Consider the following 19,235-nt stretch of genomic DNA (forward strand, 5'->3'; position numbering starts at 1 on the left):
GTAAACGTAAACGACCGAGCTTGCACCTCCTCGCCGTCGATTGCGTCGACGGTCCGGTCCGCGTCAGGCAGCGTGACTCACTGCCCAGCCCGCCGCACCGCGTGAGGCGATGTTGCGGGCCGCGTTGACGTCGGCGTGCTCAGCGAAGCCGCACGACGTGCAGGTGAAGGTTTCCTGATCGGGCCGGTTGTTCTTGTCCACGTGCCCGCAGTGCGAGCATTGCTGGGAGGTGCGGCCCTGGTCAACAGCCTCAAGGGCGTTTCGGCCCGGTTCCTGCGCAGGGAGTATCCTGCCCATATCCTCAGGTATCTGTGGGGCGGTCATTTCTGGTCGCCGTCCTACTTTGCCGCCTCCTGCGGGGGAGCACCTCTACCGATCATCAAGGAGTACATCGAGAACCAGAAGCGTCCGGACTGACGTCCGGAGGCAAGCTCAGGTCAGGGAAGCGATTCCTCCCGGGCGTAAACGTAAACGCCCGGGGTTCCTCGCTAGATGAGGCTGAAGAGAGTGAAGAACTTCTCGTTCCGCGGCTGCATCCGGTAGGCCTATGGGGACCCTCTTGGGCCGACGGCACCGGCGTACGCGGCGCGGCTTCGCGAGGAGGACGTCCACGGCGGACGTTGAAGGGAAAGGGGAGCATCCCGCTCCTTTCCACTCTCAACGTATAGCGCACCGGGGGGCTTGCGGCAAGACCCGGGTCGTGCTGCAGAATCGTCGGCCGGGGCCAGAACCTGCGTAAATGGGGGACGCGAAGTGCGCGTGTTGTTGTCGACGTATGGGTCGCGCGGGGACGTCGAACCGCTGGCGGCACTCGCGGTGCGCTTGCGGGAACTCGGCGTGGAGGTGCGGGTGCACGCGCCGCCGGACGAGGAGTTCGCGCAGCGGCTGGCCGGTGTCGGCGTGCCGCTCGACGTGGTCAGCCGGGAAAGGCCGCCCGTGTCCGCGTGAACCACGCGGGATCGCCGAGCCGGGACCCGGAAACACGAGAACCTGCAAACCCTGGCGACCTGAACCGGCAACGGCCACGGCGTCCACCTCAGACGGAGCGCCGCTCGTCCTGGCCGCTACGTTTGTCACGCCGGTTCAGACCTTGTTACGCGTAATGGTCGCAAGCGACTCAGATCGGAGCTAATGACGTGAACCCGCTGACTACCAGCGCGTTCGACCTTCCCGACCGCCTCTCCCGCAAGGCCGACCCGACGCTGATCGCCGGCGATGAGCAGCACTTCGCGGCCATCGCGAAAAGCCTCGAGCAGTCGATCGCCGACCTGTCCGACCGCCTCGATGCCGAGCGCAAGGCGCCCGGCGGCATAGGCCGGCAGGCGATGGACCGGGACTTGGAGATCCACCGGCTGACCGCTCGCCTGCGCGCGCTGCGTCGTTTCGGTTTGGACCTGTGCCTCGGACACATGGTGACTGCAGACGACCCCGAGCCGGTGTACGTCGGACGACTCGGCCTTACGGACAGCGCGGGTCGTCGGCTGCTGCTCGACTGGCGCTCACCCGCCGCCGAGCCGTTCTTCGGAGCCACCCACGCCAACCCGATGGGTCTGGCAAGCCGCCGCAGGTATCGCTGGACCCGCGGCCGGATCAGCGACTACTGGGACGAGGTGTTCACCTCGGACGGGTTCGCCGGGCACGCCGCGCTCGACGACCAGTCCGCCTTCATCGCCAGCCTGGGCAGCAACCGGTCGGCACGCATGCGAGACGTGCTCGGCACCATCCAGGCCGACCAGGACGCCATCATCCGGGCGGGATCCCGCGGCGCTCTCGTCGTCGACGGCGGTCCGGGCACGGGGAAGACCGTCGTCGCCCTGCACCGCTCCGCCTACCTCGTCTACTCCGACCCTCGCCTCGGTCACCGCCGCGGCGGCGTGCTGTTCGTCGGTCCGCACAAGCCCTACCTGGCCTACGTCGCCGACGTCCTCCCCAGCCTCGGAGAGGAGGGCGTGCAGACCTGCACCCTGCGGGACCTCGTCGCCGAGGGAGCCGCAGCGGCGATCGAGGCCGACCCGGACGTGGCCCTCCTGAAGTCGTCCGCGAACCTGGTGAAGGCGATCGAGCCGGCCGTCAGGTTCTACGAGAACCCGCCCACCAAGGGGATGACGGTCACGACCCACTGGTCCGACATCTGGCTGAGCGCCGACGATTGGGCCGAGGCGTTCGAAGCACCAGAACCCGGTACCCCGCACAACGAGGCCCGCGACCAGATCTGGAAGGAACTGCTCACGATCCTGGTGGACAAGCACGACGGCGAGGCCCCGGCCGACCTGCTGCGCAAGTCGCTGCTGCGGAACCGGGAGTTGCTCACGACCTTCAACCGCGCGTGGCCGCTGATCGAAGCGGCTGACCTCGTCGGAGACCTGTGGTCGGTACCCGCCTACCTGCGGATGTGCGCTCCCTGGCTCAGCCCCGACGACGTTCGGCGGTTGCAGCGCGAAGACGCCCAGGCCTGGACGGTGTCCGACCTGCCGCTCCTGGACGCGGCACGGCAGCGGCTCGGCGACCCGGAGGCGTCGCGACGTAAGCGTCGGCATGACGCCTCCGTCGCGGCCCAACGCGAGCGCATGGCGCGGGTCGTCGACAACCTCCTCGAGGCCGATGACGACGGTGAAGGGTTGGTGACGATGCTGCGGGGACAGGACATGCAGAACACCCTGGTCGACGACACCGAGCTGCCCGGCAGCGACCCGGATCTGCTCGCCGGCCCGTTCGCGCACGTCGTCGTGGACGAGGCTCAGGAACTGACCGACGCGGAGTGGCAGATGTTGCTGATCCGGTGCCCGTCCCGGAGCTTCACCATCGTCGGGGATCGTGCTCAGGCCCGGCACGGGTTCACGGAGTCGTGGCAGGAACGGCTCGAGCGGATCGGGCTCGACCGGATCAGCCTGGCCTCCCTGAGCATCAACTACCGGACGCCGGAAGAAATCATGGCGGAAGCCGAGCCGGTCATCCGGGCCGTGCTCCCGGACGCCAACGTGCCGACCTCCATCCGCAGCAACGGCGTCCCCGTCGTCCACGGGTCCGCTTCGGATCTGGGCTCGATCCTGGACACCTGGCTCGCCGAGCATGACGACGGGATCGCGTGCGTCATCGGCGATCCCACGTTCCAGGAGACGTCCCGCGTCCGGTCGCTGACCCCGGAGCTGTCGAAAGGGCTCGAGTTCGACCTGGTCGTCCTCATCGACCCAGAGGCGTTCGGCCAGGGCATCGAAGGAGCGGTCGACCGTTATGTCGCCATGACCCGAGCGACCCAGCAACTCGTCATCCTCACGAGCTCCTGACGCCGGCCGGGGCGAACACCTGCTCCGGCCGTTCACCACCTACCGCCGCCACCTGCTCGCCGGCGTCGCGGGATCTGTGAGGACCTGTGGCACCGCGAGCTCGATGGAGCGACAGGGCGCTGAGGGAGCGGTTGTGCTCAGGCGTCGCGGCGGTTGATGGCCAGGGCTGCCGTGAGGAGGGAGATCACGACATAACCGGCCAGGATCGCGATGGCTGAGGAGGGGCCGAAGGCACCGGAGCCGGGAACGCCGGTCAACTGCCTCGTCAGTGATGGGACCGTCAGGGAGCCCATCCAGTCGTTCCAGGGAGCGGGGAGGAAGCGCTCGATCACGGTGGGGGCGCGGCCTCGACCCCGACGGCATCCGCTGGCTCAGGCGCCATTTTCTCGGCGCACTGCGTTCACCCGGCGGCGCACCCGAGCGCGCGCCGCTCCCCGGCCTCGCCGACCTGCCCTCCCTGGCGGACCGGGCGGCGGAGGCCGGCGTGCAGGTCGACCTCTCGGTGAGCGGAACCGTGCCCGACAGCATGGGGTTATCCGTCTATCGCATCGTTCAGGAGGCGATCACCAACGTCGTCAGGCACGCCGCTCCCGCCCATTGCCAGGCCAGCGTGTCGGTCGTCGACAGGACTGTGAGGATCTCCGTGGTCGACGACGGGCCGGGGCAGCGCGTGCTGCCGGGCCAGACGGGCGGACACGGTCTTGCGGGGATGCGTGAACGGGCCATGATGTACGGCGGCGCCTTCGAGGCCGGGCCTCGGCCGGGGAGCGGGTTCGGCGTGTACGCGTCATGGGAGATCCCTGACCGGCCTGGCTCACGCCGAGTCTGCTCGCGGTGGGCGCGTTATGGGAGATCTCTTGATTCGGGTGCTCATCGCCGATGATCAGGCACTGCTGCGGGGCAGCTTCCGTTTGCTGATCAACTCGGAGGACGATCTCACCGTGGTCGGGGAAACGGCCGACGGACAGCAGGCGGTGGCGCTCGCCCGGACGGAGTCACCCGATGTGGTGCTCATGGACGTCAGGATGCCGGACATGGACGGCATCACCGCGACCCAGCAGATCGCCGGGGATACCCGGGTTCTCATGTTGACCACGTTCGACCTCGATCGGAGATCTAGGGGGTGTTTCAAAAGCCATGTCCTACTGCGCGACGCCCAGCGCGGCATCTCGCGGCGTTGCTCTGCCCCGCGAGTCATCGTCAGTCGCCGGCAACCCCACGCTGATTCCTCCTCCGCCTCGCAATGCACCACTCTGGACCGCTGCTCGCTACCGACAGCCGCTTTGCAACATCCCTTAGTTCTTCGCAGGGTCGACGGCGTTGAACGACGTGCCCACGGCGACGTTGTCGTGGAAGATCACCCGGTTCTGGACGAGAGTCGGTGCGGTGTTCCACGCGGGCTTGTAGAGCCCCCACTTCAGATAGCCCTCGGTCCCGGCGTCGTCGTTGAAGGTGTTGGCCCCGGTGGCGCTCACGACCTTTTTCCAGCCGGGCGTCTTGTGAGTCTGATGCCAGCCGGTGAGGGCGCCGTCGCTGCCGTGGCTCCACTTGATGTGGAACACAAAGTCGTGCCACCGCCCCGGCTGCACGTCAGCCAGGTTGTAGCTGGCCTTCTGGAAGGACGCGGACGTCGAGCAGCGGTTGCCGTCAGAGTTGACGCGCAGTTGAAACTTACCGGTGGGCTGCACGGCGAGGAACGCGCTGGGCCACTTCTGCTCCTCGCACTTGTCGCGCCACGGCTTCCACTGGAAGACGATCTCCTCCCTGGAGTCCTTCTCCCACGTGCTCGGGATGTAGATGCTGAACCCGTAGTAGGCCGTGGTGCCCGACCTGAAGTGGCTGGCCTTGTTGTGGAGCGTGTGCGATTCCGCCCTGACTCCGCCCTCGACCTCCGGATCGCCGTATTTCAGCTGGCTCATGACCGCGCGCTGACCGGTCCGTGCGAGGGAACTGATCCTGAGCGAGTGTGTGCAGCATTTGTTGACCTCGAGTTCGGTACCCGAGGAGATCTCGCCGTTCTCGTAGGTGAACCTAAGAGTGCCCGTCGCAGCGCTCGTCGCAGTCGCGGTGCCCGCCGCCGTGGCCGGTTGCGTGGCCGGCAGCGCGACGCAGCCGACAACCACTGCCACGCAGGCAGCATTCAGCCGGTAGTTCCGGGGTGTCACTTTCGTCGCCTTCCGTCGCGTCGTAATGGAGCGCGATCATAAAGACGGTTGGTATGTTCCGGGTATGCCGAATATGTTGATCACAGCCACTCGTTGATGGCGGCGATGGTCACGGTGGCTTCATAGCGGACGGCGAGCTTGTCGTACCTGGTCGCGACGGCCCGGTGGCGTTTGAGCCGGTTGATGCCGCATTCCACGGCATGACGCTCACGGTAGTCGATCTTGCAGAACGTGGGCGGCCGACCGCCTCGGCTGCCCCGGTTCTTGCGGTGACGGATCTGATCGGCCTTCTCCGGGATCGTGCACGCGATGCCGCGCCTCCGCAGATAGGCGCGATTGGCGCGCGAGCCGTACGCCTTATCGGCACGGACCCTGTCCGGACGCTTACGCGGGCGTCCCGGCCCCAGCCGGGGCACACTGATCCGCTCCAGCACGGGCTGGAACTGAGGAGAATCCCCGCGTTGACCAGCAGTGATGATCAGCGATAACAGCTTCTGCCCCTGCTCGACGGCCAGATGCAGCTTGGTGGTCAGCCCACCCCGAGAGCGGCCCAGCCCGTGGTCGGCGGGCTCGACATCGACGCCACCGGACGGCTCCAAGTGAGCCCCGGGACCGTGAAGACGCATATCAGCCGCCTGCTGGCCAAGCTGCAGGCCCGGGACCGCGCCCAACTCGTCATCGCCGCCTACGAAGCGCGCCTGGTCACACCGCGTTAGCGCAGGCGCCGGACGGCCTGGGGGCATCGCCGCCCGGCCCGCCGCCGGGCCGATCAACTACATGTGCGACGCGGTCTCCATGAACCCCGGCATCGGGGTCGATGGCTACAACGGCAACCCCTCATCGGACCGCTGGATGGCGGTGGCTCCGCCCGCCTGGCTCACCAGGGACTCTTCGGAAGCGGATCTCTCAGGTGGTCCACTTCTAAGATGATCTCTGAGTGGGCCGTGGCGATCTGACTGCCGCTCAGTGGGTGGTACTGGAGCCGTTCCTGCCACTCCATGGACCAGATCGGCCTTACCGGTGGGCGGCCCAGCCGACCGCATCGTCGACATCGTCCCCGTGCCGGGCACGACGCGACTCTGGGTCCAGGACGAGCGACGTGAGAGCGGGTACAGGTGACGTCGCCGGTGAACGAGTTCTCCTGAACCAGCGCCCTCGCAGTGGCGGACGGCTCAGGTGTTCAGTGACGCGGTGATCATCATCGTGGTGTAGGCCATGGTGAAGCCGCCCCCGATCGCGTCGATGGCGGCTCCGACGCCCTCCAGCACCTCGGCCAGCTTGTCCGGTGGAAGCCGGGTGAGCGCGCCGGTGGTGGGCAGCAGGTCGAGCCAATCGTCGCGGCTGTAGTACTGCTCCCAGTCGAATCTCCGCTGCTCCGGCTCGCCGAATCCGGCCGCCTTCCGGATGCCGTCGGCGAACGTGGCGAACATGGCCTGGTAGATGTCCTGGGCCGGCCTCGGCGGTCCGGCGTTGAGTGGCGAGTCGGGTGCCACCTTCCGGAAGACGGTGGCGAACGCCTCCGCGACGAAGGGCGGCGGGTCGTACGCGTGTGCGAACACCGCGAGCAGGCCGCCGGGACGCAGCACCTGCGCCGCCTTGGCTGCGCCCGCGACCGGGTCCACCCAGTGCCAGGACTGCCCGGCGACGACCGCGTCGAAGGTACGACCGGCGGCGTCCCAGTCCTCGAACGTCACCACCTCGACCTCGACCCCGGTACGGCGGGCGAACTCGGCCATCCGTACGTCCGGCTCGACACCCAGCACCTTGCACCCGGCCGCCAGGAGCTGACGGGCTTCTATGCCGGTGCCGCATCCGACGTCGACGATGTCGGGGCCGGGGCTGGCGGCGATGATCTGCTGGACCAGGGCGTCGGGATAGTGGGGCCGGGCCCGGTCGTAGCGTTCGGCGTCGACCCCGAACGACTCCGCCATCTGCCTGGCCTTATGAGGCTCGTTCCGCGGAGGCTCTGGCTGCTCCTGCGCTATAGTGGGCATGCGCCCACCATAGTGGGCACGCGCCCACTCGGCAACCGGACCGCAGTTCGCGGTGAGCGAAGGGCGGGCGCAAGGCGTGTGAAGGAGGAGCGGGCGATGCCCACTGGAGTGGCCCTCCGGGATGTGCGGGAGCAGCTGTTCGACGCGGCCGAGCGCGTCCTGCTCCGGGACGGGGCGAGCGGCTTGACCAGCCGGGCCGTCACGGCGGAGGCGGGCGTCGCCAAGGGTGTCCTGCACCGGCACTTCGAGGACTTCGACGCCTTCCTCGGCGAGCTCGTGCAGGGCCGCATCGCCCGGCTCGAGGGCCAGGCCTCAGCCCTGCGCGGCTCCGCCGGGACCGGCACCGTCGCCGGCAACCTGACCGGGGCGCTGATTGCCGTGTTCGACTCGGTCGCCGTGGCGATCGTCGGTCTTGTCATCTTCCGGGACGAGTTGCGCGCCCGGCTGCGCCAGGCCCGGCCGGGTCCCGGCGTCCCGGTCCTGACGGATGCCGCGGCCATGATCGCCGCTTACCTCAACGAGGAGTGCGAGCTGGGCCGCATCGCGGCGGACGCCGACGTGGACGCGCTGGCGCTCTCCCTGATCGGGGCCGGGCACATGCTGTTCGCCGGCCGGGAGGGGGTCCCTCCGGAGCCTGGGGAAGTCAGCAAGGTCGTGGACGCCGTCATCGCCGATGTCGTGCAAAGACGACTGCTGTGAGCTGAGGTCCTGCGAGGACGGCTGTTGCTGTGACCGGAGGTAGGACGCCTTGTTGCTGCCGGGGCCCCTTCGACGGACACCTTCGACGGACGACCACTACCGCGTCGTGAGGGTCCTCATCGGTCCGGTCCATCAGCCCTGCCCTCGACGGTCAACGCGTCGCGGTCGGACGCGGACAGCGGCGCGAACGGGGCGCACGGTCGGCGTCGCCGCGCCCCGCGCCGTGGCGAACGTCCAGGTCCCCGCCGTGAAGCCGTCGAGGAACACCGGACGGGGAACCGGTCCGTGCGGCTCGAAGTTCTGCCGGCGAAAGTCCGGCGCCCCACATCCCACGTGGCGGGGCCTGCACCACAGGCGGCAGGTTGCGCACCGCGTAGGCGAGGCTCGCCGGGTCGCGGTCCGGCCACCGCTGGGCCGGCAGCCGGCCGAGCTCGCCCGGGGTGCAGGGCCGCTCATCGAGCAGCTCCCGACCCGCTGCCACCACCTCGTCGGTGTCCAGCGCCGCTCGGTGAACGGCTCCGCGACATCCTCGGGGCCGGCACTCGGTGAGTCGGGTCCACAGTCCTGCATGCCAGGTGTGCGGAGGCTGCGCCTGCAAGCCCACAAGACGCTCGATGGCCTGCAGTGGGGTGAGGTCGGCGCGGCGGGTCAGAACAGGGGTACGGGTGGCGGGCGCTCGCCACCCGTTCCCGGGCCGGCCGAGGTCAGCGGAGCCGGCGGAAGAAGCCGCGGATGTCGTCGACCAGCAGGTCGGGCGCGTCGTGCGCGGCGAAGTGGCTGCCCGTGTCGTACACGTTCCAGGACAGGATGTTCTTGTGGTCGCGTTCGGCGAACGGGCGGATCGACTGGAAGTCCGAGGCGAAGTTCGCCAGCCCGAGCGGCACGGTGGTGGGTTCGGTCGGCCTGTCGGTGGCGTGAAAGTCCTCGTAGTAGAAGCGCGCGGATGACGCGGCGGTGTTGGTGAGCCAGTAGATCATCGTGTTGGTCAGCACGTAGTCCGGGTCGAGGTTCGGGCCGAGCAGCTGCGCGTTCCAGCCCAGCTGCCCCACCGGCGAGTCGGCCAGCGCGTGTGCCAGGGTCTGCGGTGCGGTGGACTGCAGCTTGTCGTACGCGCCGCCGTTCTCCACCCACCACTGCAGGAACTGGACCTTCTTCTGGTCCTCTTCGGACAGGCCGGCCAGCTCGGCCGGGTCGCCGGAGGGGAAGGAGAAGACCTGGGTGACGTGCACGCCGATGACGTGCCCGGGATCGCAGCGGCCCACTTCGGGCGAGATGAGCGAGCCGCCGTCGTTACCGTGCGCGCCGTAGCGCTCGTAGCCGAGGCGGCGCATCAGCTCGGCCCACGCCTTCGCGATCCGGTACCGGTTCCAGCCCGGCTCGGTGGTCGGGCCGGAGAAGCCGAAACCGGGCACCGAGGGGATCACCAGGTGGAAGGCGTCGGCCGGGTCGCCGCCGTGGGCTCGCGGGTCGCTCAGCGGGCCGATCACATCCAGGTACTCGACGATGGTGGTCGGCCAGCCGTGTGTGAGCAGCAGTGGCGTGGCGTCCGGCTCGGGTGAGCGGACGTGCAGGAAGTGCACGTTCTGCCCGTCGATGACCGTGGTGAACTGCGGGTACTCGTTGAGCTTCGCCTCCCACGCGCGCCAGTCGTACCCGTCGCGCCACCGCTGGACGAGGCTCTGCAGGTACTGCAGCGAGACGCCGTAGCCGGTGCCGGCGTCGGGCAGCTCGTTGGCCCAGCGGACCCGGGCCAGACGCTCGGTCAGCTCGTCGAGGTCGGCCTGCGGGATGTCGATGCGGAATTCGCGGATCTCGGTCATGTCATCGACTCTGTCGGACTATTAGGACGACTCTGATCCTAATTGTCTGGAATCCTTGAACAATGTTGGAAACCTCCGCCCGCCTCCTGCGGCTGCTCTCCCTCCTGCAAACGTCACGCGACTGGACCGGCGCCGAACTCGCCGAGCGCCTCGGGGTGAGCGGACGGACCGTGCGCACCGACGTGGAGCGCCTGCGCAGCCTCGGTTACCCCGTAATGGCCACGCGCGGCGCCACCGGCGGCTACCGTCTCGGCGCCGGCGCCGCGCTGCCGCCGCTGCTGCTCGACGACGAGGAAGCGGTCGCCGTCACGGTCGGCCTCGGGACCGCGACCAATGGCGCCATCGCGGGGATTGAGGAGGCGTCCTTGCGGGCGCTGACGAAGCTGGAGCAGGTGCTGCCGTCCCGGCTGCGGCGCCGGGTCAACACCCTGCAGGCCTACATGGTGCCGGTTTCCCGCGACGGCGACGCCGGTCCCAGTGTCGACCCGTCAATCCTGACCACCCTGACCGCGGTCTGCCGTGACCGGGAACGGCTCCGGTTCGACTACCACGACCATGCCGGTGCGGCCACTGTGCGCACCGTCGAGCCGTACCGGCTGGTCAACTGGGGCCGCCGCTGGTACCTGCTGGCATGGGACGTCGAGCGGGGCGACTGGCGTACCTTCCGCGTCGACCGGATACGACCTCGCACCCCGACCGGCCCCCGTTTCACACCGCGCGACCTGCCCGACGGAGACGTCGCCGCGTACGTGTCACGCCGGGTATCCGCCGCCGCCTGGCGCTACCGGGTGAAGGTCACCGTGCACGCGCCGGCCGACGTCGTCGCCGATCGGATCAACCCGGCGGTCGGAACAGTCGAACGCGTCGACGAACGCACCTGCGTCCTGCACACCGGCGCGGATACGGTCGAGACCCTCGGCGTCTACCTCGGCCTGCTCGGCGCGGACTTCGACGTCACCGGGCCGCCGGAACTCCTCGCGCACCTGCGCCGTCTCGCCGACCGGTACACACGAGCGACCGCCTGACAACCTGTTCCATGAGCCGGTCGATGTCACTCCTTGGCCGGCGGGCCTTCGACCGCAGCGGCCTGGGAGCCCCCATCGGCACCGCAGGCCCTCCAAGACGAGCTGGAGACCCGGTCCCCGGCCTCGTCGTTCGCCCCGGCGGGGGTACACCCACCACGGCGAGTGGCTCAAGCCCCTCGGCTACGCCGCCTTCGTCCTGCAGTACGCGGTGGGCCCGGACGCTGACATGCGTCCCGGCCCTGCACACGAACCCCGACACCTTCAAGTGCAACGCGCGCCCTCCGAGCTCGCGCGCCCCTGTGGTCGTCGAGGGCGTGGGGGAGCTGGACGCTGGACGAAGGCCGTGAGATCCAGCACCACCCATGACCTGCCGGCCACCATGTTCAGCAGGCGCGGCCGAGGTGAGCACCATTCCGGCCCCCGCATGAGCTTGGCATCTAGTCACCTAACTCACTAGTACGTACATTAGGGAATCATGTCCCGCGTACGGTCCTCAACGGGCCCGGTCTCGCACGTGCTGGAGAGGAAGAACTGATGGCCTCGTTCCTGATCGGGTTGATCGGCTCGGGCATCGGTCCCTCGCTCAGTCCTCCGCTCCACGAGCGGGAGGCCGCCCACCACGGGCTGCACTACGTCTACCGCCTGCTCGACACCGACCGCCTGGGCCTCGACGTCGGAGAGCTCGTGCGTACGGCCCGCCGGTTCGGCTATGACGCGCTCAACATCACCCACCCCTGTAAGCAGACGGTCATCCCGTACCTGGACGAGCTCTCCCCAGACGCCCGCACCTTGGGCGCGGTCAACACCGTGGTCTTCGACAGCGAACGCGCCATCGGGCACAACACCGACTGGACGGGCTTCGCCGAGTCGTTCGCCCGCGGCCTGCCGGACGCGCCGACACGGCAGATCGTGCAGCTCGGCGCCGGAGGCGCGGGCGCGGCGGTCGCGCATGCGTTGCTCACCATGGGCGCCGACCATGTCATCGTCGTCGACGCCGAGCCGGAACGCGCTTACGCTCTTGCCGACGAGCTGGCCGCGCGCTTCGGCCCCGAGCGGGCGCGCCCGGCCGACCGGCGGGAGCTGCCGGAGCTGCTGGCGCGGGCGGACGGGCTGGTGCATGCGACCCCCACCGGGATGGCACACCACCCGGGCACGCCGTTGGATGCGTCGTTGCTGCATCCGAGCCTGTGGGTGGCCGACATCGTCTACCGGCCGCTGGAGACCGAGCTGCTCAAGCAGGCTCGCGCGCTGGGCTGCCGGACGCTGGACGGCGGCGGCATGGTCGTCTTCCAGGCCGCGCACGCCTTCCGCCTGTTCACCGGCCGTACTCCGGACACAGAGCGCATGCTCACCCACCTGACCGAACTGGCCGCCATCTGAAGGAGGAACCGTGCGGACGGCTCGGTACGCATGGTTCTCGGCATGCCCGGCGTGTACGGCGCCTTCGACCGGATCAGGGAGCCGGCCGCCGGCCACGATCCGCGGGTCCTGGAGCGGTTCGCGCTGCTGCGGCCGAGCGTCGCCGTGATCAGTGAGTGACTTCGATCTTGCCGGTGGGCCGCGGGCTGTGGCTGTCGTTGAAGAAGTACTCGCCCGGCTTGGTGAAGGTGTACTGGAATGATTCGCCCGGCTTGAGCCGCACGTCGAAGAGGCCCTCGAAGAACTGGGTGGCCCCGTGGACGTGGACGTTGTCCGCGGGGTTGACGAACGTGACGGTGGTCCCGACCGGCACCCGCAGGTGGGTCGGGGCCATGGCGTTCACCGCCGCGGACTCGACCGTGCCGACCTGTCCGTTCTCGTAGGTGCGGGCGAGCACGACGGTGTTGTTCACAGCGGCGCCGTCCACCGGGCCTCCGGAGACCGGGCGGCGGACCGCGGGAGGAGGCGGGGTCGCGGCCGGAGGCACGGTTCCCTCCAGCTTGAAGGTCCACAGGTGGTCGCCGCGCGGGGCTGAGTTGCCGTACGGGATGCCGGTGCCGCCTGCGTACACCGCGATGTACTGCTCGCCGTCGATCTCGTACGAGATGGGGGAGCTGCTGACGGCGGCACCCGTCTGCCAGCGCCATAGCTCCCGCCCGTCGCGGGCGTCCAGGCAGAGCAGGTTGCCGTCCGGCTGGCCGATGAACAGCAGGTCGGTGGCGGTGGTGAGGATGCCGTTGCCGTGGGCCAGCGAGTAGGGCATGTTCTTCTTCCACCGGATCCGGTTCGTGCTCGGATCCACGGCCACGACGCCGCCCGTCATGTACTCGCCCGGTGGCCGCAGCCCGTTGGACGCCTCCGTCAGGGAGTGGGCGGCGGCCACGTAGCCGAAGCCGGTGTACACCAGGCGGGTGCTGTGGCTGTAGGACTGGTGGTTCCAGTCGGCGCCGCCGCCGTGCCCGGGGATGGTGAGGATCGGCTCGTCCCAGTGGGGCGTGTAGAGCGAGCCGATCTTGTAGTTGGGGACGGCCCGGTGCGGGAGACCGGGGATCTCGGTGCCGAGCGGCTGCCACACCGGCGTGAGCTCGGTCCAGCCGCCCTGGCGTGGGAAAGGCTGGGTGGGCCAGGTCTTCTGCCGGGGCTCCTGCGGCACGGGCAGTTCGTCGATGCCCAGCGGGGCGGAGCCGTCGGATCGGTCGAGGATGTAGTACATGCCGGTCTTGCTGCCGTACACGACCAGCTTGCGCATCCGGCCGTGCACGCGGACGTCGACCAGGACCGGTGCCATGACGTTGTCCATGTCCCAGATGTCGTGATGGATCGACTGGAAGTGCCAGCGGTAGGCGCCGGTCTTCAGATCCATCGCCACGATCGAGTTGGCGAACAGGTTCTGGCCGCCGCGCTGCGAGCCGTCCTGGGAGGAGCGGCTGCCCCGGGCGTTGCCGAACGTCCAGTAGACCAGGCCCAGCTCGGGATCGATGGCGCAGTGCATCCACGGCGTGGCCCCGCCGGTCTGCCAGGAGTCGCCCTCCCAGGTGTCGTTGCCGAACTCGCCGGCCCCCGGCGTGCCCCAGAAGTGCCAGACCAGGTCGCCGTCGTCGGCGTCGAAAGCGAGCGCGGCACCGCGCGGACCGTCGTTGGTGCCGCAGTAGAGCATGCCGTCGTGGTAGACGACGGCGACCTTCTCCAGGTTGCCGTAGCCGTTGTGCTGCCGCTCCCAGACCACCTGGCCGGTCTTCTGGTCCAGGGCGACGATCCAGTTGTCGTTGGCGCAGGTGAAGACCTTGCCGGCGCCGACCGCCACCCCGCGCCTGGTGACGGCGCCGCGGGTCTGCTCGTACTTCCACTTGGTGGCGCCGGTACGACCGTCCACCGCGACGACGTTGCCCAGCGCCGACTCGACGTACAGGACGCCGTCCACCGCCACGGCCGTGCTCTGGCTGTTGCCCGCCATGAGCCCGCCCTCGATGTGGTTGACCCACGCCCCCCGCAGCCGCCTGATGTTGCCACGGTGCAGCCCGCGCAGCCCGCTGTAGTTCTGGTTCGCCAGATTCCCGCCGACCTTGGGGAAGTTCTTGTGAGAGCGGCCGGTGGCGGCGGCCTCTCCGGCGCCGGCGCCCGCGAGCGCGACGGCGGCGACGGTGCCCATGAGTAATTCTCTGCGACGGACCATGACGACTCCTTGCTGGTCCACCAAGTGGACCAATCGATCCGATTTTCCGGAAAAGAACGGCAGCCCGAAGGCCGCCCAGGCGGCGGCCCGGGCGGGCCGGTTACAGGCCGAGGTAGATGCGCCGGACTTGGGGATCGTCGCGGAGCTCGGCCGAGGTGCCGGTGGCGGCGATCTCGCCGTTCTCCATGACCAGGCAGGTGGTGGTGACGTCGAACGTCAGCTTGGCGTTCTGCTCGACGAGCAGGATCGCGAGCCCGTCGGCGTTGAGCCGTTTGAGCACCGCGGCGATCTCGGCGACGAGGATCGGCGACAGCCCCATCGACGGCTCGTCCAGCAGCATCACCTTGGGACGGCACATCAGCGCGCGGCCGACCGCCAGCATCTGCTGCTGGCCGCCGGACAGTGCCCCGGCCAGGCGATGGCGCATCTCGCGCAGCACCGGGAAGATGTCGTACACCTCGTCGATGGGCGTGCGTTTCCAGCTGCCGGCGTAGGCGCCGAGCAGGAGGTTCTTCTCGACGCTGAGACCGGGGAAGACGTGGCGTCCTTCCGGCACGTACCCGATGCCGTGCCGCACCAGGGTGTGCGCGGGCGCGCGGGCGAGGTCGTGTCCGCCGAAGCGGATGGCGGTGGCCTGCCGCGGGGCGAGACCCATGACGGCCTTGAGGGTGGAGGTCTTGCCGGCGCCGTTGGCGCCGATGATCCCGAGCGACTGGCCGGGCTCGACGGTGAAGGAGACGTCGTGGGCGGCGCGGACGCCGCCGTACCGGACCGAGAGGTTCTCGACGGTGAGTGTGCTCATCGGGTCGCCTCCTCGGCGGTGGCTTCGGTGGGGGCGGCCATCGAGTCGCCGAGGTAGGCGGTGACCACGTCCGGGTGCACGGCGACCTCGGCCGGTGGGCCGTCGGCGATGACGCGGCCGCCGGACAGGACGGTGACATGTTCGCACAGCGACATGACCAGGCCCATGTTGTGCTCGATGATCACGACGGTGACGCCGGAGTCCCTGATGGAGCGGACGATCTCGGCGAGCCGGCGCACCTCCTCGCCGTTCATTCCGGCGGCGGGCTCGTCCAGCAGGAGCAGACCCGGGGACATGGCCATGGCGCGGGCCAGCTCGATGCGGCGCTGGATCCCGTACGGCAGCGAGCGCGGCTCGGCCTCGGCGACCTCGGTGAGCCCGAACCGCTCGATGAGCTCCTCGGCCCGCGCGCGCAGTGCCCGTTCGTATCCCAGCACCTTCCACGGCAGGCCCGGGTAGCGCCAGATCCAGGTGGTCGGTGTGCGGTCCAGGCCGAGGAGGATGTTCTCGCGCACGCTGAGATCTTCGAAAAGGCGCAGGTTCTGGAAGGTCCGCGCGACGCCCCGCTGCGACAGCCGGTACGGCGCGATCCCCGTCACGTCACGCCCGCGCAGGAGGATCGACCCTTGGGTGGGGGTGTAGAAGCCGCTGATCACATTGAACAGCGTGGTCTTGCCCGAGCCGTTGGGGCCGACGATGCCGCGGATCTGCCCTGTGGGCACGGTGAGGGACACCTCGTCGAGCGCGACCAGGCCCTTGAAGCGCTTGGTCACGTCCCGGACTTCCAGCACGTCACCCGGTGCGGCAGGAGGCCCGGGCTCGTACGGCCGGAACGGGCCGAGCTGGGCGCGCGAGCCGTTGCCGCGCCGGCGCAGGAGCTGCCGGGGCAGGCCCGCGAGCCCCTTGGGCGCGAACACCACCACGAGCACGACCACGAGGCCGTAGCCGAGCTGGGCGTAGGCGGAGGCGTCCAGCAGCGCCTCCCTGACCAGTGAGAGCGCGACGGCCCCGACGACGCAGCCCAGGATGCTGCTGCGGCCGCCGATGATCACCATGGCCAGGAGCAGGAACATGTTGGCGATGTTGAACGACTCGGGCGCGACGAAGCGGATGAGCCCCGCGTACAGCACACCCGCGACGCCGCCGTAAAGGCCGGACAGGACGAAGGCGGTCATGCGCAGCAGCGGGATCTCCGCGCCGAGCGCGCCGGCCGCCAGGTCGTCGTCACGCATCGCCCGCAGCCGCCGGCCCAGCGGAGAGTGCGTGACCAGCAGGGCGAAGGCGAGGGCGAGGGCGAAGACGATCAGCTCGACGTAATAGAAGAGGTAGCCGCTGGACAGGTCGATACCGAACATCGGCGGGACCGGAATGTCGCTGATGCCTTCTGCCCGGCCGGCGACGTGGGCGTTCGTGACCCAGTTGGTGAAGGCCAGGGCCAGGCCCAGCGTGACGATCCCCAGATAGTGGGACTGCATCCGCAATGCGGGGATCCCCACGAGTGCGCCGAACACCAGGGCGGCGACCACCGCCAGCACGGCCGCGGTCCAGAAGCCGAAGCCCGCCTGCGTGGTGAGGATGGCCACCGTGTACGCGCCGACGCCGAAGAAGGCGACCTGAGCCAGGTTGATCTGCCCGGCCACGCCCATGGTGAGGCCGAGGCCGATGGCCAGAATCGCGAAGATGATGGCGACGTCGGCGACGTGCATCGAGTAGCCGCCCAGACCGTAGGGCAACAGCCAGGCGGCGACCGCCACAGGGACGAGCCAGGCCAGACGTCTCATGCGCGGTTCACCGTCGCCTCTCCGAAGATGCCCATGGGCCGGATCATGACCACGACGGCGAAGACCAGGAACGTGACCAGCTCGGAGTACTCCTGGAAGTTGCCGGCGGCGAAGGAGTCGAGCAGCCCGAAGGCCAGCCCGCCGACGATCGCGCCCGGCATGCTGCCGAAGCCGCCCAGCATGGCGGCGGCGAAGCCCTTGATGCCGAGCGTGCCGCCCATCGTCGGATTGACGTACAGCATCGGTCCGACGAGGCTGCCCGCCAGTGCCGCCAGGCCCGCGCCGATGGCGAAGGCCAGCGCGTTGCTGCGGCCGACGTGGATGCCGACCGCGGTGGCGGCCTGGTGGTCCATGGCGACCGCCTGCATGGCCGCGCCGCGCTTGGTGCGCTGCAGGAACAGCGCCAGCAGTCCGGTGGCCGCCGCGGCCACGGCGATGACGAGCAGGTTGTACGTGGGGATGCGGATGCCGCCGAGGTCGATCGGCTCGGTCGCCACAGGGGAGGGGACGGCGTGGCCCGTCGCTCCCCAGATGAGCACCGCGCCCGCCTCCAGGACGGCGCCGAAGCCGATCGTGCCGATCAGCATCAGCGTGAAGTCCTTGTTCTCCAGCGGGCGCAGGAAGCGCTCGATCACCAGGCCGATCAGGCCGGTGACCGCGATGGCCACGACGGTCGCGACGGCGAACGGCAGCTGGGTGGCCAGGTAGAACGTGGAGGCGGCGTACGCGCCGATCATCACCACGCTGCCGTGGGCGAAGTTGACCAGGCCCATGGTGCGGTAGACGATCGAGAACCCCATGGCCACCAGCGCGTACACCGCTCCGAAGGTGATCCCGCCGATCAGGGTCTGGAGGAATACCTGCACGTTCAGCTCGCGGCCTCGGGAACGACCTTGCCGTCCTTGACCAGCCCGATCTTGGTTTCGTGGATGCCGACGCCGTTGGCGTCGAAGTTGTAGGTGCCGAGGAGCCCGGCGCGCTTGACGCCGCGGATGGCGTCGGCCAGCTTCTGGCCGCCTTCGCCGTTGGTCTGCTTGAGCGCCTCGATGAGGATGGACGCGCCGTCGTAGGCCTTGGCGACGTGCATGCGGGCGTCCTCGTTGTAGGCGGCCTTGTACTTGGCCGCGAACTGCTTGATCTGATCGGTGGCGTCGTTGCTGAGGTAGGGCGAGCTGACGATGGAGTCCTCGGCGTTCTTCAGGCCGGCCGTGGTGGCGTACACGTCGGTGCCCATTGGGGCGCCGCCGGCGAAGGCCGCCTTGATGCCGAGCTCGCGCGCCTGCTTGGCGATCAGCCCTGACTGGACCTCCTCGGCGCCGATGAACAGCACTTCCGGGTCCTGCTCGCGGATCTTGGCGAGGTTGGAGTTGAAGTCCTTCTGGTCGGGGGTGACGACCTCGTCGGCGAGCGGGGTGACGTTCCTGGTCTTGAGGGCGGCCAGGAAGGCGTCGTGCTCGCCGCTGCCGTAGGCGCCGTTGTTGCTGATCAGTGCGATCTTCTTGCGGTCCTTGTCGTCGACGAGGTATTCGGCGAGCGTCTCGTCGAAGGTGACGCTCGTGGGCGCGTTGAGGAACAGGAACGGGCTCTTCAGCTCGGCCAGCTTGGGCGACTGACCCGAGGTGATGTTCGGGACCTTGGCATCCTTCAGGATGGGGGCCATGGCCAGGGTGACCGCGCTCTCGGCGGTGCCGAGCATCGCGACGTAGCCCTCGCTGACGATCTTCCTGGCCACGTTGGTGCCGACGGTCGGGTCCCCCTGGCTGTCGAACAGGTCGAGCTGGATCTGCCTGCCGTTGATCCCGCCGGCCTTGTTCACCTCGTCGATGGCCAGCTTGACGCCCTTGTGCTCCCACTGGCCGAGCGAGCTGAGCTGGCCGCTCTGGGCGTTGGCGTTGGCGATCTTGATGGGGCCGGTCGCGCCGGCTCCGGACTCGGACGACTGGCCGGGCGGAGCGCAGGCGGCGAGTGCTATGAGCGCCGCCGCGGCGATGGAGAATCTCGCGAAGGACACGGTTCACCTCGGGGGATGCGTGAGTGTTAATTCACGGACTAGTACGTTCGTTATAGGCCGAT

At 69.1% G+C, this 19,235-nt stretch carries 17 protein-coding genes and 4 pseudogenes; 9 read left to right on the forward strand and 12 right to left on the reverse strand.

The window, feature by feature from the left end:
• Positions 1–63: 63 nt before the first annotated feature.
• A complete protein-coding gene (locus ACIBX3_RS20775) occupies positions 64–324 on the reverse strand; it encodes a zinc ribbon domain-containing protein (RefSeq protein WP_397119247.1) in 261 nt (86 codons plus the stop codon).
• Here ACIBX3_RS20775 and ACIBX3_RS20780 point away from each other — a divergent pair.
• The 3 genes and pseudogenes from ACIBX3_RS20780 to helR all read left to right on the forward strand — a co-directional run.
• Positions 238–417, forward strand: a pseudogene (locus tag ACIBX3_RS20780) (transposase); the annotation flags it as partial. The gene ACIBX3_RS20775 and the pseudogene ACIBX3_RS20780 sit on opposite strands and share 87 nt — an antisense overlap.
• Before the next feature lie 336 nt (positions 418–753).
• Entirely contained in the window at positions 754–948 is a 195-nt protein-coding gene (locus ACIBX3_RS20785) for a glycosyltransferase (protein WP_397119249.1), read from the forward strand.
• A gap of 188 nt (positions 949–1,136) precedes the next feature.
• Positions 1,137–3,284, forward strand: a complete 2,148-nt coding sequence (gene helR / locus ACIBX3_RS20790; protein ID WP_397119251.1) for an RNA polymerase recycling motor ATPase HelR — start codon at positions 1,137–1,139, stop codon at positions 3,282–3,284.
• A gap of 137 nt (positions 3,285–3,421) precedes the next feature.
• Here helR and ACIBX3_RS20795 read toward each other — a convergent pair whose 3' ends face one another.
• A complete protein-coding gene (locus ACIBX3_RS20795) occupies positions 3,422–3,616 on the reverse strand; it encodes a hypothetical protein (protein ID WP_397119253.1) in 195 nt (64 codons plus the stop codon).
• Between the two features lie 194 nt (positions 3,617–3,810).
• On the opposite strand from ACIBX3_RS20795, the gene ACIBX3_RS20800 reads away from it, so the two are divergent.
• Positions 3,811–4,167 carry an ATP-binding protein gene (locus ACIBX3_RS20800; protein ID WP_397119338.1) on the forward strand — a complete coding sequence of 119 codons (357 nt, stop codon included), beginning with the start codon at positions 3,811–3,813 and terminating at the stop codon, positions 4,165–4,167.
• Positions 4,130–4,375 (forward strand): annotated as a pseudogene (locus ACIBX3_RS20805) (response regulator transcription factor); the annotation flags it as partial. The gene ACIBX3_RS20800 and the pseudogene ACIBX3_RS20805, both read left to right, overlap by 38 nt.
• 204 nt (positions 4,376–4,579) lie before the next feature.
• Here ACIBX3_RS20805 and ACIBX3_RS20810 read toward each other — a convergent pair.
• Together ACIBX3_RS20810 and ACIBX3_RS20815 are read right to left on the reverse strand one after the other, a co-directional pair.
• Entirely contained in the window at positions 4,580–5,413 is an 834-nt protein-coding gene (locus tag ACIBX3_RS20810; RefSeq protein WP_397119255.1) for a polysaccharide lyase, read from the reverse strand.
• A 116-nt stretch (positions 5,414–5,529) separates the two neighbouring features.
• Positions 5,530–6,012 (reverse strand): annotated as a pseudogene (locus tag ACIBX3_RS20815) (IS5 family transposase); the annotation flags it as partial.
• A 27-nt stretch (positions 6,013–6,039) separates the two neighbouring features.
• On the opposite strand from ACIBX3_RS20815, the pseudogene ACIBX3_RS20820 reads away from it, so the two are divergent.
• A pseudogene (locus ACIBX3_RS20820) lies at positions 6,040–6,165 on the forward strand (LuxR C-terminal-related transcriptional regulator); the annotation flags it as partial.
• Positions 6,166–6,621: 456 nt separating this feature from the next.
• Here the strand turns inward: ACIBX3_RS20820 and ACIBX3_RS20825 are convergent.
• The gene (locus ACIBX3_RS20825; protein ID WP_397119257.1) at positions 6,622–7,443 is read right to left on the reverse strand and encodes a class I SAM-dependent methyltransferase; all 822 of its coding nucleotides are present in this window, start codon (positions 7,441–7,443) and stop codon (positions 6,622–6,624) included.
• A 96-nt stretch (positions 7,444–7,539) separates the two neighbouring features.
• Between ACIBX3_RS20825 and ACIBX3_RS20830 the strand changes: the two genes are divergently transcribed.
• Positions 7,540–8,142: a TetR/AcrR family transcriptional regulator gene (locus tag ACIBX3_RS20830; protein WP_397119259.1), complete on the forward strand. Its 603-nt coding sequence runs from the start codon at positions 7,540–7,542 to the stop codon at positions 8,140–8,142.
• Between the two features lie 151 nt (positions 8,143–8,293).
• Here ACIBX3_RS20830 and ACIBX3_RS20835 read toward each other — a convergent pair whose 3' ends face one another.
• Positions 8,294–8,746, reverse strand: coding sequence for a DNA glycosylase AlkZ-like family protein (locus ACIBX3_RS20835; protein WP_397119261.1), 453 nt, complete (start codon positions 8,744–8,746; stop codon positions 8,294–8,296).
• Between the two features lie 100 nt (positions 8,747–8,846).
• Positions 8,847–9,962 (reverse strand): epoxide hydrolase family protein, encoded by a 1,116-nt coding sequence (locus tag ACIBX3_RS20840; protein WP_397119263.1) that lies wholly within the window; start codon positions 9,960–9,962, stop codon positions 8,847–8,849.
• A gap of 62 nt (positions 9,963–10,024) precedes the next feature.
• On the opposite strand from ACIBX3_RS20840, the gene ACIBX3_RS20845 reads away from it, so the two are divergent.
• Together ACIBX3_RS20845 and ACIBX3_RS20850 are read left to right on the forward strand one after the other, a co-directional pair.
• Positions 10,025–10,987 carry a helix-turn-helix transcriptional regulator gene (locus tag ACIBX3_RS20845; protein WP_397119265.1) on the forward strand — a complete coding sequence of 321 codons (963 nt, stop codon included), beginning with the start codon at positions 10,025–10,027 and terminating at the stop codon, positions 10,985–10,987.
• A 534-nt stretch (positions 10,988–11,521) separates the two neighbouring features.
• The gene (locus ACIBX3_RS20850) at positions 11,522–12,367 is read left to right on the forward strand and encodes a shikimate dehydrogenase (RefSeq protein WP_397119267.1); all 846 of its coding nucleotides are present in this window, start codon (positions 11,522–11,524) and stop codon (positions 12,365–12,367) included.
• Positions 12,368–12,515: 148 nt separating this feature from the next.
• Here ACIBX3_RS20850 and ACIBX3_RS20855 read toward each other — a convergent pair whose 3' ends face one another.
• The 5 genes from ACIBX3_RS20855 to ACIBX3_RS20875 all read right to left on the reverse strand — a co-directional run bounded on the left by ACIBX3_RS20855 (position 12,516) and on the right by ACIBX3_RS20875 (position 19,173).
• Positions 12,516–14,579 carry a PQQ-binding-like beta-propeller repeat protein gene (locus ACIBX3_RS20855; protein WP_397119269.1) on the reverse strand — a complete coding sequence of 688 codons (2,064 nt, stop codon included), beginning with the start codon at positions 14,577–14,579 and terminating at the stop codon, positions 12,516–12,518.
• 100 nt (positions 14,580–14,679) lie between these two features.
• Complete coding sequence (locus ACIBX3_RS20860; protein ID WP_397119271.1) at positions 14,680–15,381, reverse strand: ABC transporter ATP-binding protein; 702 nt, start codon at positions 15,379–15,381, stop codon at positions 14,680–14,682.
• Positions 15,378–17,162, reverse strand: a complete 1,785-nt coding sequence (locus ACIBX3_RS20865) for an ATP-binding cassette domain-containing protein (RefSeq protein WP_397119273.1) — start codon at positions 17,160–17,162, stop codon at positions 15,378–15,380. The genes ACIBX3_RS20860 and ACIBX3_RS20865 overlap by 4 nt, the downstream gene beginning before the upstream one ends.
• Complete coding sequence (locus ACIBX3_RS20870) at positions 17,159–18,028, reverse strand: branched-chain amino acid ABC transporter permease (protein ID WP_397119274.1); 870 nt, start codon at positions 18,026–18,028, stop codon at positions 17,159–17,161. Before ACIBX3_RS20870 ends, ACIBX3_RS20865 begins: the two co-directional genes overlap by 4 nt.
• Positions 18,029–18,030: 2 nt before the next feature.
• Entirely contained in the window at positions 18,031–19,173 is a 1,143-nt protein-coding gene (locus tag ACIBX3_RS20875) for an ABC transporter substrate-binding protein (RefSeq protein WP_397119276.1), read from the reverse strand.
• Positions 19,174–19,235: the final 62 nt, after the last annotated feature.

The organism is Nonomuraea sp. NPDC049480 (assembly GCF_044465905.1).
Classification (GTDB): domain Bacteria; phylum Actinomycetota; class Actinomycetes; order Streptosporangiales; family Streptosporangiaceae; genus Nonomuraea.

Bases quoted from the DNA above. Each gene is read 5' to 3' on its own strand.
- ACIBX3_RS20775 (WP_397119247.1), bottom strand. From the start codon at position 324: ATGACCGCCCCACAGATACCTGAGGATATGGGCAGGATACTCCCTGCG.
- ACIBX3_RS20800 (WP_397119338.1), top strand. From the start codon at position 3,811: ATGGGGTTATCCGTCTATCGCATCGTTCAGGAGGCGATCACCAACGTC.
- ACIBX3_RS20825 (WP_397119257.1), bottom strand. From the start codon at position 7,443: ATGCCCACTATAGCGCAGGAGCAGCCAGAGCCTCCGCGGAACGAGCCT.
- ACIBX3_RS20830 (WP_397119259.1), top strand. From the start codon at position 7,540: ATGCCCACTGGAGTGGCCCTCCGGGATGTGCGGGAGCAGCTGTTCGAC.
- ACIBX3_RS20840 (WP_397119263.1), bottom strand. From the start codon at position 9,962: ATGACCGAGATCCGCGAATTCCGCATCGACATCCCGCAGGCCGACCTC.
- ACIBX3_RS20845 (WP_397119265.1), top strand. From the start codon at position 10,025: ATGTTGGAAACCTCCGCCCGCCTCCTGCGGCTGCTCTCCCTCCTGCAA.
- ACIBX3_RS20850 (WP_397119267.1), top strand. From the start codon at position 11,522: ATGGCCTCGTTCCTGATCGGGTTGATCGGCTCGGGCATCGGTCCCTCG.
- ACIBX3_RS20855 (WP_397119269.1), bottom strand. From the start codon at position 14,579: ATGGTCCGTCGCAGAGAATTACTCATGGGCACCGTCGCCGCCGTCGCG.
- ACIBX3_RS20860 (WP_397119271.1), bottom strand. From the start codon at position 15,381: ATGAGCACACTCACCGTCGAGAACCTCTCGGTCCGGTACGGCGGCGTC.
- ACIBX3_RS20865 (WP_397119273.1), bottom strand. From the start codon at position 17,162: ATGAGACGTCTGGCCTGGCTCGTCCCTGTGGCGGTCGCCGCCTGGCTG.